The following is a 17,978-nucleotide window of genomic DNA, read 5'->3' as shown; positions in this document are numbered from 1 at the left end:
GTCAGGTGACCATCCACCGATTCGCTCGTTCTGCTGAACGTGCAGTCACAGGATGTCGCCCAGCGCCCCGCACCCTCCTCCCCCGCCGGCCCGGTCGTCGACGTCGAGCAGGCCGAGGCCGCCCTCGTCGAGCACTACCCGCGGCTCGTCCGGCTGGCCTATCTGGTGCTGCCGCCCGGCCTGGGCCGCAGCCGGCGCGTCCTGACCGCACACGCCCTCACCCAGCGGGCCCTCCCCCGCAACCGCACCCCGGCGCCCGTGATCCCGGCCCAGTCCACCGGCCGGGACGGCGACCCGGGATACGCCCTGGTCCGCCTCCAGGTGCTGCGTACGGCGCTGGAGGCGGGTCTGCCGCTGCGGCTGCGGGCCTGGCCCAAGCGGTCCCAGCTGCCGCCGCTGCTGCCGCAGGTGTGGGGCCTGAAGCTCTTCCCGCGCTCCGGCGGCGCCGACGAACTCGCCCTCGACCAGCGGCTGTCCACGCTGTCCGGCCCGGCCCGGGCGGCGTACGCGCTGCGCGGTCTGGAGCGGCTGACCGACGACGGCGCGCGCAAGGTGCTGGCGGCGGTGGGCGTCGCCGACCCGGAGGGCGCCCTGCTGGAGGCGGGCGGGATCCCCGAGCAGTTCGCCCTGCTCGACTCCCCCGAGTTCGACCCCTGCTCGCTGCAGGCCCGTCCCACCGACCTGATGCGGCGCCGCCAGCACCTGAAGGCCGCGCTGGCGGCCGGGGCGGCCCTGCTGGTGTGCGGGGCGCTGCTCGGGCTGCCCGGCGAGGGGTGGGGCCCCGACGGCGCCGCCGCCCCGCCGTACGCGCGCAACCCGGCCGCCCAGGCCGCCCTGGACCCGGCGAAGCTGACCCGGGTGCCCCGTGACGCCTGGCGGATCTCGGCGCGCACCGACTTCTCCGTCTGGCCGGCCCGGGGCGACCTCACCGGCGACGAGGCCCTGCTGCGCCGGGCCCTCGCGGTCTGGGCCCGCCCCGGTGAGACGGTCCAGGTCTCGGCGACGCCCGGCACCCCGTCCGGCGGCCCGGCCGGACCGCCCCAGCTGCTGTACGCGGGGACGGTCGACGCCGCGCGCGTGGTGATCCTCCACGACGGTCTGCGCATCGCCCGGTACGCCGAGCCGAAGGACGGCACGCAGGGAGCCGCCCTCGACTTCGCCCGGGTCGACGGGGCCTCCCGGGCCGAGGCGGGTGCGGTGGTCCTGGGCCGGGCCGACGGCAACGTCCGCTATCTGACCGCCCCGTGGATCGAGAAGGCGGCCGAGCGGGATCTGCTCAAGCCCCGCGCGGGCGCGATGGACCTCGCGCTCACCGACGGTGTGACCGCGCCGCTGGCCAGCCCCGCGCTGCGGACCGGCCCCTGCACCTCGTGGAACGTGCTGCAGGTGACCGACGGCGCCAGGACCCGGCTGCTGACGGACCTCGGCGAGCTGGTCCCGGCCCGGCTCACCACCGGCCGGCCGGGCTCCCCGGGCGAGGTGTCCGGCGCGGCGGCGCTGCGCACCTGGCAGCCGTTCGCCTGCTCGCTGGGCACGGTCCGCTCGGCCGGGGTGCGCGGCGTCAACGCCTGGGCGTTCAACGAGCAGCCGCTGCCCGACGCGAGCGGCTCGGCGGCGTGGGTGTGCACGCGGGCCGAGACCTGGCGGGGCGGCGGGGCGCGGGTGCTGGCGCAGTTCCACACGCCGGGCGGGGCGTACGGGGCGGTGGCGGCGAAGGCCGAGAACGTCCCCGCGTGCGGGGCGCGCGATCCCCATGTGCTGGCCGGGGTGTTGTGGAAGGCGAAGGCGGGCGACTGGTACCTGCTGGCCGCCGGCAGCCGGGCCACGGCCTCGATCCGGGCGACGGGCGGGGTCGACGGGGCGGCCTCCGGCAGTCTGCTCACGGTCCCGGCCGAGCAGGGCGCGCAGGCCGAGCTGAAGGGCACGCTGAAGGACGGGCGTTCGCTCGGCGGGCTGCGCTGACCGACGGGTCCGGTGCCGGTCCGGGTGCGCCCGGCGGACCGTACCGACCGCTCCGGACCGTTCGCGGCCGGAATCGATCGGTAAGGTGTTCGTATGACTATCGGGGTTCGCCGCAGAATGGGAGTCGAGGAGCGGCGGCAGCAGTTGATCGGCGTCGCCCTCGAACTGTTCAGCCGCCGCTCGCCCGACGAGGTCTCGATCGACGAGATAGCGTCCGCCGCGGGCATCTCACGCCCGTTGGTCTACCACTACTTCCCCGGCAAACTCAGCCTGTACGAGGCCGCGTTGCAGCGGGCCTCGGACGATCTCGCGGCCCGTTTCGTGGAGCCGCACGAGGGCCCGCTGGGGGCCCGGCTGCTGCGTGTGATGCGCCGCTACTTCGACTTCGTGGACGAGCACGGACCCGGTTTCTCCGCCCTGATGCGCGGTGGCCCGGCGGTCGGCTCCTCGACGACCAATGCGCTCGTCGACTCCGTACGGCAGGCCGCGTATGTCCAGATCCTTTCGCACCTGGGCGTGACCGATCCGCCCGCGCGGCTGGAACTGGTCGTGCGGTCCTGGATCTCGCTCGCCGAGTCGACGGCGCTGATCTGGCTGGACGGCCGGCGCATCCCGCGTGAGGAGCTGGAGCCGCAGCTCGTCAACGACTTCGCCGCGCTCGCCGCGGTCAGCGCCGCCTACGACGAGGAGATGGCGGCCCTGCTGCGCCGGATCGTCAAGGACGAGCCGGCCGACGGCCCGTTCGCGAGCCTGGCCGGCCGGCTGATCGCCCTGGCGAGCTGAACGAGCCCGGCACTCAGCTCTCGTACTTGGCGTACGAGGGGTCCAGGTCGCGGACCTCGGCGGAGGCGTGCAGCGCGAGGCCCGCCGCGGGCTTCAGGTGCGTCCGCAGCAGCTCCAGCGCGGCCTGCGTGAGCCGGGCCTTGGTCTCGTCGGTGCGGCCGGCGAGCAGCGCGATGTGGACGTGCACATGGGCGTGCCCCTCGGTGTCGGGGCCGACCACGATGTCCTCGGTCCGCCGGAACCTGGTCTTGCAGGCCGGCGGCCTGGCGGCCGCGATCTCGACCGTCGCCTCGTGCAGCGCCTTCGCGAAACCGGGCCGGTCGAAGCCGTCCGCGAGGTCGGCGGAATAGTCGACGGTGATCTGCGGCATCAGCACTCCTGTTCCAGGTCGGTGGGCTCACCCTAACGGCAGGCGGGGCGGACCACCGGTGGTGGCCCGCCCCGCCCGTACCGGGTGCGTCACCCGGCGGTGAACACCGCGACCGTCCGTGCCGGGACGGTGAACGTCCCGGACTTCTCCGCGTAGGCGGAGGACTTCACGGTGGTGTCGGCGCCCGCCGCCTGCACCGGGTGCAGCCGGTAGCCGGTCCCGGCCAGGGCGGGGACGCGCTGTTCCTGCCGCTCGGGTGTGGCGTTGAAGACGACCACGAGGTCACCGAGGCGCATGGTGATCACGCCGGGCGTCTCGTCCGCGCCGGACAGCGGGAAGGAGAGCCGGGACTGCACCCGCTCGGCCGTGCCGAGGGAGAAGTCCCGCTCGGCGGCGCGGATCCGCAGCAGGTCGCGGTAGGCCGCCGAGGCGCCCTCGATCTGCTCGCAGCCCACCTGCACGGTGCTCAGCAGCGGCTTGGCGTACGGCCACTTGTCGGCGTTGTCGGCCGCCATGGGCAGTCCGCGGCCGAAGCCGTTGCCGTCCCGGCAGTCCCAGTGGACGGCGTTGAACCAGTCGCCGCTGTCGTAGGAGTTGCGGTCCAGGGACTTGGAGCGCAGCAGGTCGGTGCCCGCCTGGGAGAGGGCCGGGCCCTGCGAGAGGGTGGCCGTCGCCATGGCGAGGACCTGCATCCGGGCCCGGTCGGAGGCGCTCACCGTGGCGGGCAGCTTGAAGGCGAGCGCGTCGAACAGGGTCTCGTTGTCGTGCGCGTCGGCGTAGGCGAGGGCGTCGCCGGGTGCGTCGGCGTACCCGGCGGGGGCGCCGTTGTAGTCGACCTCGGAGCCCTTGACCTCCTTGCCGCTGGTGTCGGTGAAGGTGTAGGCGCTCAGGTTGCCGGTCAGGCCCACCTTGATGAGGTCCTGGTAGTGCAGCAGGCGGGCCTTCTGCTCGGCCGGGGTGCCGTTGCTCTTCGAGGAGTTGGGCTCGGTGTACAGGCCGGACGCGAAGCCCTGCACGCCGGGGTCCTCGTCGAAGGGGCCGCCGCCGCGCACCGCGTCGCGGGCCCGGTCGGAGAAGGTGGCGATGCCCGTGCCGGCCATGTTCTTCTGGGTGGCCTGGACGAACCGGGCGTCGTCGGCGACCTCGCCGAAGTTCCAGCCCTCGCCGTACAGGATGATCTTCTTGCCGTCGACGCCGTCCTTCGCGAGGGTCAGCTCGTCCAGGGCCTTGCGCACGGCCAGGATGTTGGCCTTCGGGTGGTGGCCCATGAGGTCGAAGCGGAAGCCGTCGACCTTGTACTCCTTGGCCCAGGTGACGATCGAGTCGACGACGAGCTTGCCCATCATCGCGTTCTCGGTCGCGGTGTTGGCGCAGCAGGTGCTGTTGGCGACCGAGCCGTCGGCGAGCAGGCGCTGGTAGTAGCCGGGCACGATCCGGTCGAGGACGCTCGTCCTCTCCTGCCCGGCGGCGGCGGTGTGGTTGTAGACGACGTCCATGACGACCCGCAGGCCGTCGTCGTTGAGGGCCTTGACCATCCTGCGGAACTCGACCGTGCGGGCCGTGCCGTCCGGGTCGGTGGCGTAGGAGCCCTCGGGGACCGTGTAGTGGTACGGGTCGTAGCCCCAGTTGTAGGCGTCCTTCGCGGCGATCTTCCCGACGCACTCCTGCTGCTTGCCGGAGTCGGCCGGGTGGGCGGCCAGGTCGCAGTCGGTCCGCGCCTGGTCGGCCGCGCGCTCGGGGATGGTGGCGATGTCGAAGGCGGGCAGCAGGTGCACGTACGAGGTGCCGGCCTTCGCCAGCTCGCGCAGGTGCCTGCTGCCGTCGCTCGCCTTGTCGGTGAACGCGAGGTAGGTGCCGGGGTGCTTCGCCGTGCGGTCCTCGACGGAGAAGTCCCTGACGTGCAGCTCCTGGATCTGCGCGTCCCGCAGCGGCACGGCCTTGGGCTTGGTGTACGACGACCAGCCGGACGGCTTCAGCGCCTTGTCGGCCAGGTCGACGACGAGGCTGCGCTCGGAGTCGGTGGTGAGGGCGACGGCGTAGGGGTCGGTGACCTTGTTGGTGACGACCTTGCGGACGCCGGGCGCCCAGACCTTCACGACGTAGCGGTAGGGCTTGTTCTTCCAGGACGCCGGGCCGGTGGCGGACCAGACGCCGGTGGCGGAGTCGCGCTTCATCGGCACGGTCGTGGCGCCGATCTCCAGGGCCACGGACTGTGCGGTGGGTGCCCACACGGAGAGGGTGGGGCGGCCCTTGGCGAACGTCGGTCCCAGGTCGGCCTCGGTGGCGCCGGGGTACAGGTCGTCCAGGACTCCGGCGATCTGGACGCCGGTCGCCGCGAGCACCGCCCCGTTGGCCGCGTACTGGGTGGCGACGACCTGGCCGCGCAGGGCCTCGCGGACCCGGTCGCGGTCACGGGGGTCGACGGTCCAGGCGTCGTACTCCTTCAGGTGCGGGAACTTCGCCTTCTGGGCGTCGGTCAGCTCGCCCTTCGCCAGGCGCAGCCACTTCGCGTCGCCGGTCAGGGCGCCGTCCTCGACCTTGATGGAGCCGTCGCGGGAGTACTGCAGCTGGGTGGAGGCGGCGGCGCCGGAGCCGTTCCAGGCGAGGGTGTTCCGGTCGATCCAGACCGCCTTGGAGGTGCTCAGGTCGAGGGCGGCGGCGCTGCCCGCGGGCTGCGGCAGCAGGTACTTCTCCTGGCCGCTCACCAGCCACACCTCGTGGCCGTTGGCCTTGAGGTCGAGCGACTGGTCGGTGGGCAGGTCCTTCTCGTCGCCCTTGTGGATGATGTAGCTGAGGCTGGTGGCACCCTCGGAGAGCGGCACCTCGAAGACTGCGCCATAGGAATCAGTCTTGACCGGCTTGAGGGGATTCGACCAGTCGGTGGGGTTCGCGGCACCGGTCCACACGTGCAGGCCCCAGCCGTCGTAGTTCCCTCCCCCAGAGCCGAAAGCCTGGGAGGTACCCCCAGCCCGGTGGTAGTGCAGGACGGCCTTGCCCTTGTCGGGGGCCGGGTAGTCGGGGCGCTCGGTGGTGACGGTCTCCTTGCCCTGCTCGATCCAGATCTCGCCGGTCTTGGTGACGTCGATCGTGCGGTCGGTGGCGACGTCCTTGGTGCCGTCCTTGTCGATGACGAGGAAGCCGACGTTCGAGGCGCCGGGCTTGAGCTTGACCCAGGCGAAGGCGCCGTAGGCGTCCCGGCCGGTGAAGGGGTGGCTCTCGGGCCACTCGGTGGCCTCGCCCTCGGCGAGGTCGCCCCAGGCGTACAGGCCCCAGTCGGCGTAGTCGCCGTCGGCGCGCTTGTAGTGGACGATCGCGTAGTCGCGGGAGGACGCGGTGGGCGGCTCCTGGACGGGCGGGGTGCCGGTGGTGGAGGAGGCCAGGGCGCTCGCGGTGCGGCCGGCCGAGTCGATCACGACGGCCTTGTAGCGCAGGGCCGTGCCCGGTGCCACGTCCTTGCCGACGGTGTGGGTGACCTTGTAGGGGGCGTGGTCGGCGGAGCCGAGGACCCGCCACTTGCCGTTGCCGGTCTGCGCGGCGAACACGACCCGGTTGAGCTGCCCGCCGTCGACGTCCGCGGAGATCTCGACGGTTCCGGTGGCGCCGGCCGCGGGGGCCTTGAGGGTGAGGGACGGCTCGGTGGCGGGCTCGGCGAGCCGGCCCGCGGCCTTGAGGACGATCGCCGAACCGGCCGGGACGGTGACGGTGAGCTTCTTGTCGCCGTCGCTCTTGACGGAGGCGTCGGTGCCGTAGAGGCCGCGGAAGGTCATGCCGGCCGAGCCGGTCGCGAAGGTCGCGGTCCGCTGCTCGGCGGCGTTGTTGAAGGCGACGACGTACTCGGTGCCGGTCTTCACGTCGGTGCGGGAGAAGGCGTAGACGCCCGGCCCGTCGGCCGCGTAGCGCTGCTGCTGGACGCCGTCGGTCAGGGCCGGGTGGGTCTTGCGGAGCTGGGCGAGAGCGCTGATCTGCCGGTAGAGCGGTGCTCTCGTGTCGTAGGCGTCCTCGGCGTGCGTGGCGTCGGTGCCGATCCGGTCGTCGTCGAGGTAGTCGGCGGTGCGCGAGGCGAACATGGTCTGCCGCGCGTCCTTGTCCCCGCCCGCTCCGGCGAAGCCCTGCTCGTCGCCGTAGTAGACGACGGGGTTGCCGCGGCTGAGGAACATCAGCTCGTTGGCGAGCCGGTCCTTCTTCAGCAGCTCGGCGTCCGAGGCCTTCGGGTCGTCCTGCTTCAGGAAGTACCCGATGCGGCCCATGTCGTGGTTGCCGAGGAAGGTGACCTGCTCGTACGCGTTGGCCTTGCCGGTCGTGTACTTGTAGTCGTCACCGAAGACGCCCGCGAGCTGCTGGGCGCTGCCGCCCTGCGAGGCGTACTGGCGGGCCGCCTCCTGGAAGGGGAAGTCCAGCGTGGCGTCGAGCCGGCCCTCGGTGACATACGGGGCGGTGACGTCCGTGTCGGCCGAGTAGACCTCGCCGAACATGAAGAAGTCGTCCCGGCCGCGCTGGGCGGCGTAGGCGTCGAGGGCGGTGGCCCACTGCGTCCAGAACTCCATGTTGACGTGCTTCACGGTGTCGATCCGGAAGCCGTCGATGTCGAAGTCCCGCACCCAGCGCTGGTAGATCTTCTCCATGCCGCTGACGACCTCGGGGCGCTCGGTCCACAGGTCGTCGAGGCCGGAGAAGTCGCCGTGGGTGGAGCTCTCGCCGGCGAAGGTGGAGTCGCCGCGGTTGTGGTACATCGTCGGGTCGTTGAGCCAGGACGGGACCTTGGCGTTCCTCGCGTCCGCGGGGACGGCCGGGGTGCGCGGGAAGGAGCCGCGGTCGACCTCGGGGAAGTCCCGCCGTCCGTCCGCGTAGTCGGCGTCGTCGAAGGGCACGCCGTCCTTCGTCAGGTACGGGAAGGCGCCCTTGGAGAGGTAGTCGTAGGACTTCTCCTCGTAGTCGACGACGTCGGCCGTGTGGTTGGTGATGACGTCGAAGAAGACCTTCATGCCCTTGTCGTGGGCCTTGTCGATGAGGGTCTCCAGGTCCTCGTTGGTGCCGAAGTGCGGGTCGACCTGGGTGAAGTCGGTGATCCAGTACCCGTGGTAGCCGGCCGAGGCGTTCGCGCCGGTGCCCTGCACGGGACGGTTCTTGAAGATCGGGGCCATCCACAGGGCCGTGGTGCCGAGGCCCTTGATGTAGTCGAGCCTCTTGGTCAGGCCCTTGAGGTCGCCGCCCTGGTAGAAGCCCTTGTCGGTGGGGTCGTAGCCGGTGGTGAGGCGCGAACCGGTCAGGCCGCCCTTGTCGTTGCGCGGGTCGCCGTTGGCGAAACGGTCCGGCAGGACGAAGTAGAACTGCTCCCGGGTGGCGTCGTGCCGGGCCGGCTGGGCGGCCAGCGCGGCGTCGGACGGGGGCGCCGGCGGGGTGGCCGCCCCGGCGGCGAGCGGCTGGACGAGTGTGGCGGCCAGCGCGGCGGCGGTGACCGCCGCGACCCGTCCGGCACGGGCGGTTCGGCGCCTGGACGGCACCGGCCATCTCGGTATCACAGAGGGGCTCCTAGCGATTGCGGCTCTCTCGGGTCCGACCCCGCGCGACCGTATCGCCGCCGAAACCCTTACAGCAAGAGTCTTGAAACCATTGGAAAGAACTTTCAACCACGGGAGTTGGCCCGGCACAGCGGCCCCGGCCGCCACGCGAGACGGCGTCCGGGGCCGCGCACCGGGCACGGGACCCGCGTCTAACAGCCGGACTTGCCCGCGTGGATCGCCAGGGCGGTGTTCGAGCCCAGCGTGGCGGTGAACTGGCCACTGGAGTTCACGGTCACCGGCGTGTTGTTCTGCACGTTGCAGTACGTGCCCGCCGGCAGGGAGGTCTGGTAGGTCCGGGTCAGGGAGCCGGACTCGTGGTTGATGGCCACGAAGCCCTTGCTGCCCCGGCCGAAGGCGATGGCGTCGCCGCCGTTGTCCCACCAGTTGGTGACGGCCTGGCCGCGCGTGGCGTTGCGGAAGGCGACCATGGACTTGATCTCCGGCCAGTTGTGCTGGCACTTCCAGCCGTCCTGCCAGCAGGCGTTCACCTGGCCCCCGCCCGGCGGCCCGGCGTCGGGGTCGGTGAACTCGTAGCCGGAGTTGATGTCGGGGGCGCCGTAGGGCCAGGCCAGCATGAAGACGTTGGCCAGGGTGTAGGTGGCGCCGGCCTTGTAGTTGAGCGTGGAGCCGTTGCGCTCGGTGTCGTGGTTGTCGACGAAGACGCCCGAGACGCCGCTGTTCATGTAGCCCCAGCCCTCGCCGTAGTTCTTCAGGTAGGCGAGGTTCTCGTTGTTGAAGACCCGCTTGAGGTCGTAGGCGTAGCGGAACTCCTGGACGTCGCCGTTGCCGGTGTACTCGGTGGGCTGGACGGCCTCGCCGGCGCCGTGGATGGCCTCCTGCTTCCAGTAGACCGAGGGGTTGCTCAGCCGGGACTTGATGTTCGCGAGGTCGGCGGCCGGCATGTGCTTGGCCGCGTCGACGCGGAAGCCGTCCACACCGAGGGAGAGCAGGTCGTTCATGTACCCGGCGATGGTCCTGCGGACGTAGTCCTCGCCGGTGTCGAGGTCGGCGAGGCCGACCAGTTCGCAGTTCTGGACGTTGCCGCGGTCCTGGTAGTTGGTGATCTGCGCGGTGCAGTTGTCGAAGTCGTACGAGGAGTACAGCCCGGGGTAGTCGTACTTCGTGTACGACGACCCGCCGGTGCCGGTGCCGCTGCCCGCCGACATGTGGTTGATCACGGTGTCGACGACGACCTTCACACCGGCCGCGTGACAGGTGTTCACCATGTTCTGGAAGGCCGCGCGGTCGCCGAGCCGGCCGGCGATCCTGTAGCTGACCGGCTGGTACGAGGTCCACCACTGCGGGCCCTGTATGTGCTCGGCAGGCGGGGAAACCTGCACGTAGCCGTAGCCGGCCGGGCCGAGGGTGGTGGTGCACTCGCGGGCGACGGAGGCGAACTTCCACTCGAAGAGGACGGCCGTGACGTCCTTGGTGCCGGGCGGGGAGGCCTGCACGGCGGTCGGGTTCATGACAACCGCAGCCGCGGCGAGCGCGACGGCGGCGGAGAGGTGTCTGGGTGCCATGTGGGGTTTCCTTCTTCGTTGAAGGTTTTTGCTGCAAGGTTCAGAAACCTTGCGGTGACGCAGATGTTAAAGGCCCGCCGCCCGAAAGGGCAGCGGGCCGTGCGAAATTGAAGGAAAATCAGTCGGTCGACGCGGTGGTCCACCACACCGTGGTGTCGGCGGGCACCTTCGCCTCGTCGTCGACCTGCACGATCTCACCGCTCGCGACCAGCACCCGGCCGTACGCCGGCATCGCCACCGACTCGCCCGTGGTGTTCGCGACGCACACGAACTCCCCGCGCCGGAAGGCGAGGACGCCCTCGGGCGCCCGCAGCCACTCCACGGACGTGCCGGCCCCGAGGTCGGGCTGCGCCCGGCGCACGGCGAGCGCCGCCCGGTACAGCTCCAGCGTCGAGCCGGGCGTCCCGGTCTGCGCCTCGACGCTCAGCTCGCCCCACTCCCGCGGCTGCGGCAGCCAGCTGCCCCCGTCGCCGAAGCCGTACGACGAGCCGGACCTGGTCCAGGGGATCGGCACCCGGCAGCCGTCGCGGAAGCCGTCCTGGCCCGCGCCCCGGAAGTAGGCGGGGTCCTGGCGCACCTCGTCCGGCAGGTCGACGACGTCGGGCAGGCCGAGCTCCTCGCCCTGGTAGATGTAGGCCGAGCCGGGGAGCGCCAGCATCAGCAGGCTCGCGGCCCGGGCCCTGCGCAGGCCCAGGTCCCGGTCGCCGGCCAGGCGGATCTGGGTGCCGAGGCCGGGCGGGTTGGCGAACCGGGTGGCGTGCCGCGTGACGTCGTGGTTGGACAGCACCCAGGTGGCCGGGGCGCCGACCGGGCGCATGGCCTCCAGGGTGCGGTCGATGACCTCGCGCATCTCGGCCGCGTCCCAGTGGGTGCTCAGGTACTGGAAGTTGAAGGCCTGGTGCAGCTCGTCGGGGCGGACGTAGTGGGCGGTCCGCTCGATGGTCGGCGTCCACGCCTCGGCGACGAAGATGCGCTCGCCCGCGTACTCGTCGAGGATCAGCCGCCACTGCCGGTAGATCTCGTGCACACCGTCCTGGTCGAAGAACGGCATGACATCGTTGCCCAGCAGCTTCACCTGATCATGGGATCCGAGGTCGGGCAGCCCGTCGGCCTTCACCAGGCCGTGGGCCACGTCGATGCGGAAGCCGTCGACGCCCATGTCGAGCCAGAACCGCAGGATGGAGCGGAACTCGTCGCCGACCGCCGGGTGGTTCCAGTTGAAGTCGGGCTGCTCCGGGGCGAAGAGGTGCAGGTACCACTCGCCGGGCATGCCGTCCGGCTCGGTGATCCGGGTCCAGGCCGGGCCGCCGAAGATGGACTCCCAGTCGTTGGGCGGCAGTTCGCCGTTCTCGCCCTTGCCGGGACGGAAGTGGTAGCGGTCGCGCAGCGGCGAGCCCGGGCCCTCGGCGACGGCCCGCTTGAACCACTCGTGCTGGTCCGAGGAGTGGTTGGGCACGAGGTCGACGATGATGCGCAGACCCAGCCGGTGGGCGTCGCGGATCAGCGCGTCGGCGTCCAGCAGGTTGCCGAACATGGGGTCGACGGCCCGGTAGTCGGCGACGTCGTAGCCGGCGTCGGCCTGGGGCGAGGCGTAGAAGGGGCTGAGCCACACGGCGTCCACGCCGAGGTCGCGCAGGTACGGCAGACGGGTGCGGACACCCTCCAGGTCGCCCATGCCGTCGCCGTTGCTGTCGGCGAAGCTGCGCGGGTACACCTGGTAGATCACCGCGTCCCGCCACCAGTCGCGGCGCTTGGCGACGGCCAGGGCGGACGGGGAGGTGGGGGCAGGTGCAGCTGAGTGCTGGCTCATGTCGTCCTTGATGCGTAACTGGGGTGTGGTCATGTGGGACGTGGTGGGTGACGAGGCGGCCGCGGCACAGCGGGGTCGGATGGGCGCCGCGGCCGCCTCGGGCTTGTGACGTGCCGTTCGGCAGCGTCCCTCGGGAAGCCGGTCAGCCCTTGGTGCCGCCGGCGGTGAGTCCGGTCACCAGGTTCTTCTGCACGAGGTAGAAGAAGAGGGCGGCCGGTATCGCGATCAGCACGGCCGTCGCGGCCATCAGGTTGCGCTGTGCGTCGTGCTCGCTGACGAAGGTCTGCAGACCGACGGCGAACGTGTACTTGTCGTCGCTCAGCATGAACGTCGAGGCGAACGCGACCTCGCCGAAGGCCGTGAGGAAGCTGTAGAACGCCGCGACCGCGAGTCCGGGCTTGGCGAGCGGCAGGATCAGCCGCGCGAACGTGCCGAAGGGGGTCAGCCCGTCGACGCGCCCGGCCTCGTCGATCTCGAACGGGATGGTGTCGAAATAGCCCTTCATCAGCCAGGCGCAGTACGGCACGATCGTGGTGCAGTTGACAAGGATGAGACCAAGGTAGCTGTCGATGAGCTGCAGATCCGAGAGGATCTGGTACATCGGCACGATCAGTACCGCGATGGGGAACATCTGGGTGACCAGCAGCACCCACATCAGCTTCCGGTAGCCCGGGAAGCGCATGCGGGAGACCGCGTAGCCGGTGGACGCGGCGACGACGACGCCGATGAGGGTCGTGCCCAGCACCACGACCAGCGTGCTCTTCAGCCAGTCGAAGAAGCTGGTGTCCTGCAGGACGAACGCGTAGTTGTCGAACGTCATCTTGCCCCAGATGCGCCCGGGGTGCAGATAGTCGTCCTTGTCCGGTCCGAGGGACAGGAAGAACAGCCAGGCGACCGGGAAGAGCGCGGTCAGACTCGCGACGATCAGCACCGCGTGCGAGGCGAGGGACGCGGCGCGGCTCTGCTCGCCGCGCCGGCGGGTGCGGGCGGGGGCGGTCGCGGGGCGCCGCTCGGCCGCCGGGGCGGAGTTCTCGACGGTGGTCGTACTCATTTCGGACTCCTGCCTCAGATCGCGAGCTGCTGCTCGTTGCGGTTCAGCCAGCGGCGGTAGAAGGAGGTGAAGACGATCAGGATCGACAGCAGCAGGATCCCGTAGGCGGCGGACTGGGCGTAGTCGCGCGGCTGCTGTCCGAAGCCCAGCTGGTAGGCCCAGGTCACGAGGATCTGCGCGTCGGGGGCCGTGTTGCCGAACAGCAGGAAGATGATGGCGAACTGGTTGAACGTCCAGATGACGCCGAGCAGGACGACCGTGGTGCTGACGGACCTCAGGCCGGGCAGGGTGACGTAGCGGAAGCGCTGCCAGGCGCTGGCGCCGTCCATCTCCGAGGCCTCGTACAGGCTCGCGTCGATCGACTGCAGGCCGCCGAGCAGCGAGACCATCATGAACGGCACGCCGCACCAGGTGTTGACCATGATCGCGGAGAACCGCTGCCAGAAGGTGTCCTCCAGCCAGGACGGCGTCGGCAGGTGCAGGAACTCCAGGCCGCTGTTGATGATGCCGCCGTCGGCGAGCATGAACCGCCAGCCGAAGACGGTGACGAAGGTCGGCACGGCCCAGGGCAGCACCAGGATCATGCAGTAGAGGGTGCGGCCGCGCAGCTTCTGGTTGAGCAGCAGGGCGAGGCCGAGCCCGATGCCGTAGTGCAGGGTGACACAGGCCGCGGTCCAGAAGATCGTCCACAGGAAGTGCGACCAGAAGCGGTCGTACGACGTCGGGCCCCACAGGATGTCGGCGTAGTTGTCCAGGCCGATGAACTTGTAGGTGGCCTCGATCTCGTTGACGCCGATCGTGCGGGCGGTGTTGAGGCTGGTGGCGTCGGTGAGGGTGAGGTACAGGCCGTACCCCAGCGGGTACAGCACGAGGACCCCGAGCACGATCGCCACCGGGGCGATCATCGCGTAGGCGTACCAGTGCTTGTGGAAGCCGTTCTTCAGCCGCTGCACCGGTCCGGGCCGTGGTGCCCGCTCACCGCGCCGCTTGCCGGTCGCTCGGTCGATGGCGACTGTCATGGTTCGACACCTTCTGGAAGTTCAAGGAGTTCAAGGGAGGGCGGCCCGGGTTCAGGCGCGGGCCGGTGGCCGCCGGATCCCCTCCCCCCTTGACCGGGGGATCCGGCGGCCACGCGGCGGTCACTTGCTGTAGTCCGGCACCAGCTTGGCGATGGCGGTCTCGGCGTTGCCGAGGCCCTTGTCCAGGGACACCTTGCCGCCCGCGATCTTGATCAGCTCGTCGTCCAGCGGACCCCACAGGGAGCTGTACTCGGGCAGGGCCGGGCGCGGCTGGGCGGCGGACAGCACGCCCTGGTAGCCGGCGATGCCCGGGTCGGCCTTGACCTTCGCGGTGTAGGCGTCGTCGCGCGTCGGCAGCGTGTTGTTCTTCAGCGCGATGGTCTCCTGGGCCTTGGCCGAGGTCATGAACTTCACGAACTTCAGCGAGGCCTCCTGGTGGGCCTTGTCCGAGCCCGCGTACACCGAGAGGTTGTGGCCGCCGGTCGGGGCGCCCGCCTTGCCGGTGGAGCCGGCCGGGACGGTGGCGATGCCGAGGTTGTTCTTGTCCTTGAAGGCCGAACCCTTGGAGAAGTTCGTGATCTCCCACGGGCCCTGGACGATCGAGGCGACCTTGCCGCTGACGAACGCCTCCTGGATGTGGGCGTAGGCGTCGGCGGTGGTGTCGGCCTTGTGCAGGCCCTTGCCCTTGAACAGGCCCTGCCAGGTGCCGTAGGCCTTCTTGGCCTCGGGCGACGTGACGGTGATCTTCTTGGCGTCGACGTCGACGGTGTCGGTGCCCTCGCCGTAGAGGAAGGACTGGGCGTAGTAGGCCTGGGTGGAGCCCCAGTAGCCGTCGACGCCGGTCTTGTCCTTGATGGTGGCGGCGGCCTTCTTCAGCTCGTCCCAGGTCTTGGGGGCCTCGACGCCGGCCTTCTCGAACAGTTCCTTGTTGTAGACGAAGGCCAGGGTGTCCGTGGTGAAGGGGACGCCGTAGGTCTTGCCCTCGTACTTGGCCTGCTCGATCAGGCTGGGCTGGAACTTGTCCTGCTCGGCGAGCGCCTCGGTGCCGTCCAGCGGCGCGAAGAAGCCCTTCTTGGCGAAGGCCGGGGTCCAGCCGACCTCGGAGCGCAGCACGTCGGGGGCGCCCTTGGAACCGGCGGCGGTGTCGAACTTGTTCTGCGCCTGGTCGAAGGGGACGTTGACGTACTTGACCTTGATGTCCTTGTTGGCGGCCTCGAACTCCTTGACCAGGGCCTGGTACGTCGGCGCCTCGTTGGTCGCGTTGGAGGTGTCCCACCAGGTGATGGTGACCGGGCCGCCGGCCTCGTCGCCGCTGTCGCTTCCGCCGCAGGCCGTCGCCGCCAGGGCGAGGGACGCCACCAGAGCGGTGGCCGCTATGCCACGCCGCATGAGTTCTCCTTGAGGGTGAAGCCCGTTGTGCTGCCGACTGCGCCGTTGGCGGCCGGGCGTCGGTGACATTAACCTCGCCGCAACGTGTTGCGAAAGACCTTGCAGCAAAAAGTTGCAAGCGGTGCGGATGGTTATCCCGCCGTGACCTCCCCTCGATCGCCCCGAGGCCTTGATTTTCGGCTGCTCGGCGGGGAGTCGGACAGTTGTGCAAGACTCTGCAAGCACTTGCCATCCGTATCCGCCGGGGGAATCATCCGTTGCGGAGCGGACGCCGACACGACTTCAGGGGACCGCGATGACCAAGCAACCCGTGGCGGGCCGCGCGCCGGCCCGCACCCGGCGTCCCGTCGGTGTGCAAGCAGAAGTCCGGCCGCTACAGTCCAGTGCTGTGACCACACGGCTTGCGGACATCGCTTTGCAGGCGGGGGTGAGCGAAGCGACCGTCAGCCGCGTCCTCAACGGGAAGCCGGGCGTCGCCGCCACGACCCGCCAGTCCGTGCTGGCCGCCCTCGACGTGCTGGGCTACGAACGCCCGGTGCGGCTGCGGCAGCGCAGCGAGGGCCTGGTCGGCCTGATCACCCCGGAGCTGGAGAACCCGATCTTCCCGGCCCTGGCCCAGGTCATCGGCCAGGCGCTGACGCGGCAGGGCTACACGCCCGTGCTGGCCACCCAGACCCCGGGCGGCTCGACCGAGGACGAGCTGACCGAGATGCTCGTGGACCGCGGGGTCGCCGGCATCATCTACGTCTCCGGGCTGCACGCGGACACCACCGCCGACATGCAGCGCTACGACCGGCTGCGCGCGCAGGGCGTGCCCTATGTCCTGGTCGACGGCTTCTCGCCGAAGGTGCAGGCGCCGTTCATCTCCCCCGACGACCGCGCGGCGATGAGCCTCGCCGTGACGCACCTGGCGTCGCTCGGGCACACCCGGATCGGACTGGCGCTGGGGCCCAAGCGGTTCGTGCCGGTGCAGCGCAAGATCGAGGGGTTCGTGCGGGCGGTGCAGGAGCAGTTGGGCCTGGCCGCCGAGACCGTCGAGTCGCAGCTCGTGCAGCACTCCCTGTACACGCTGGAGGGCGGACAGGCCGCCGCCACCGCGCTGATCGAGCGGAACTGCACGGCCGTGGTGTGCGCCAGCGACATGATGGCACTGGGCGCGATCCGGGCGGCCCGGCAGCGCGGCCTGGACGTGCCGAAGGACATCTCCGTGGTCGGTTTCGACGACTCCCCGTTGATCGCGTTCACCGACCCGCCCCTGACGACGATCCGCAAGCCGGTCCCGGCCATGGGCCAGGCGGCCGTGCGCACGCTGCTGGAGGAGATCGGCGGAACGCCCGCGCCGCACAGCGAGTTCGTGTTCATGCCGGAACTGGTGGTGCGCGGTTCGACCGCCTCGGCGCCCGGGGACCGCGCCCGCTCCTGAGGCCCGCGGCCTGATTGCGCCGAAGAACATGCGACCCGGGCGGGACCGCGGGATGATCGGTGGGGAAGTCCTTTTCTGGCAGACTTTGTGCCTATGGGTGACGCGACCGTGACGCAGCCGGAGGGCCTGGAGGCGGCCCTCCCGCCCCCCGTTGCGGCCGAGACCGGGCCGGGTGTGCTGCGCCGGCTGCGCACTCCGCGCCGGCCCCGCTTCTGGTTCGAGATCCTGCTGATCGCGGTGAGTTACTGGACGTACTCGCTCGTCCGCAACGCCGTGCCCGAGCAGAAGGCCGAGGCGCTGCGCAACGCCGACTGGATCTGGAAGGCCGAGCACCAGCTGGGCATCGCCGTCGAGGAGTCGGTCAACCACGCGGTGAACTCGGTCACTTGGCTGATCATCGGCATGAACTACTACTACGCGACGCTGCACTTCGTGGTCACGCTGGGTGTGCTGGTGTGGCTGTACCGTCGCCATCCCGGCCGGTACGCGGCCACCCGCCTGGTGCTCTTCGCGACCACCGCCGTCGCCCTGGCCGGTTACTACCTGTATCCGCTGGCGCCTCCGCGGCTGATGAACGGCGGCGACTTCATCGACACCGTCATGGTCCACCAGACCTGGGGTTCGATGGCGTCCGGCGACCTGAAGAACATGTCCAACCAGTACGCCGCGATGCCGTCCATGCACATCGGCTGGTCGGTGTGGTGCGGTCTGACGATCTTCGCGCTGGCGTCCGTCCCGTGGGTGCGGGTGCTGGGGCTGCTGTACCCGGCGCTCACGCTGGTGGTGATCGTCGCCACGGCCAACCACTTCTGGCTGGACGCGGTCGGTGGCGTGCTGTGCCTGGCGTTCGGGTTCGCGGTGGCCCGGCTCTGGTACGGCCGGCTGCCGTACGCGCTGCCGGAGCGGGTGCCCGGGCGGGAACCGGCCGGCTCCCGGTCGTGGGTGCCGGGGTGGAGGCCGGGGCGGAAGCCGGTCGGGCCCCGGTCTCGGGTGTCCCCGGGGCAGGAGCGGCCGGTCGCGCGGGACCGGGTCTGAGGCGCAGCGTCACCACGCCCGGGGACTCCGGGCCGCCCGTGATGCCCGGGGG

At 70.7% G+C, this 17,978-nt stretch carries 11 protein-coding genes; 4 read left to right on the top strand and 7 right to left on the bottom strand.

Annotation, left to right across the window (positions count from 1 at the left end; all coding sequences use genetic code 11):
• Positions 1-39 precede the first annotated feature (39 nt).
• Both CHR28_RS28475 and CHR28_RS28470 read left to right on the top strand, forming a co-directional pair.
• Positions 40-1,962 (top strand): hypothetical protein, encoded by a 1,923-nt coding sequence (locus CHR28_RS28475; RefSeq protein ID WP_094056572.1) that lies wholly within the window; start codon positions 40-42, stop codon positions 1,960-1,962.
• Between the two features lie 93 nt (positions 1,963-2,055).
• Positions 2,056-2,745: a TetR/AcrR family transcriptional regulator gene (locus CHR28_RS28470; RefSeq protein WP_094056571.1), complete on the top strand. Its 690-nt coding sequence runs from the start codon at positions 2,056-2,058 to the stop codon at positions 2,743-2,745.
• A 13-nt stretch (positions 2,746-2,758) separates the two neighbouring features.
• On the opposite strand, the gene CHR28_RS28465 is transcribed toward CHR28_RS28470, so the two are convergent.
• The 7 genes from CHR28_RS28465 to CHR28_RS28435 form a co-directional block, all read right to left on the bottom strand.
• A complete protein-coding gene (locus tag CHR28_RS28465; protein WP_094056570.1) occupies positions 2,759-3,115 on the bottom strand; it encodes a 5-carboxymethyl-2-hydroxymuconate Delta-isomerase in 357 nt (118 codons plus the stop codon).
• An 89-nt stretch (positions 3,116-3,204) separates the two neighbouring features.
• Positions 3,205-8,634 (bottom strand): pullulanase-type alpha-1,6-glucosidase, encoded by a 5,430-nt coding sequence (gene pulA / locus CHR28_RS28460; protein ID WP_094056569.1) that lies wholly within the window; start codon positions 8,632-8,634, stop codon positions 3,205-3,207.
• A gap of 191 nt (positions 8,635-8,825) precedes the next feature.
• Complete coding sequence (locus CHR28_RS28455; protein WP_094056568.1) at positions 8,826-10,199, bottom strand: alpha-amylase; 1,374 nt, start codon at positions 10,197-10,199, stop codon at positions 8,826-8,828.
• 118 nt (positions 10,200-10,317) lie between these two features.
• Complete coding sequence (locus tag CHR28_RS28450; protein WP_373453395.1) at positions 10,318-12,042, bottom strand: glycoside hydrolase family 13 protein; 1,725 nt, start codon at positions 12,040-12,042, stop codon at positions 10,318-10,320.
• Between the two features lie 109 nt (positions 12,043-12,151).
• Positions 12,152-13,060 (bottom strand): sugar ABC transporter permease, encoded by a 909-nt coding sequence (locus tag CHR28_RS28445; RefSeq protein WP_094056566.1) that lies wholly within the window; start codon positions 13,058-13,060, stop codon positions 12,152-12,154.
• Positions 13,061-13,074: 14 nt separating this feature from the next.
• Positions 13,075-14,079 carry a carbohydrate ABC transporter permease gene (locus CHR28_RS28440; protein ID WP_094056565.1) on the bottom strand — a complete coding sequence of 335 codons (1,005 nt, stop codon included), beginning with the start codon at positions 14,077-14,079 and terminating at the stop codon, positions 13,075-13,077.
• Positions 14,080-14,199: 120 nt separating this feature from the next.
• Positions 14,200-15,468: an extracellular solute-binding protein gene (locus CHR28_RS28435; RefSeq protein ID WP_094056564.1), complete on the bottom strand. Its 1,269-nt coding sequence runs from the start codon at positions 15,466-15,468 to the stop codon at positions 14,200-14,202.
• Between the two features lie 388 nt (positions 15,469-15,856).
• Between CHR28_RS28435 and CHR28_RS28430 the strand changes: the two genes are divergently transcribed.
• Both CHR28_RS28430 and CHR28_RS28425 read left to right on the top strand, forming a co-directional pair.
• Positions 15,857-16,891: a LacI family DNA-binding transcriptional regulator gene (locus CHR28_RS28430; RefSeq protein ID WP_094056563.1), complete on the top strand. Its 1,035-nt coding sequence runs from the start codon at positions 15,857-15,859 to the stop codon at positions 16,889-16,891.
• Between the two features lie 93 nt (positions 16,892-16,984).
• Positions 16,985-17,926, top strand: coding sequence for a phosphatase PAP2 family protein (locus tag CHR28_RS28425; RefSeq protein WP_094056562.1), 942 nt, complete (start codon positions 16,985-16,987; stop codon positions 17,924-17,926).
• Positions 17,927-17,978: the final 52 nt, after the last annotated feature.

Origin of the sequence: Streptomyces sp. XY006 (assembly GCF_002237655.1) — a bacterium.
In the GTDB taxonomy this organism is placed as follows: domain Bacteria; phylum Actinomycetota; class Actinomycetes; order Streptomycetales; family Streptomycetaceae; genus Streptomyces; species Streptomyces levis.
This window is presented reverse-complemented; position numbering and strand designations above follow the sequence as displayed.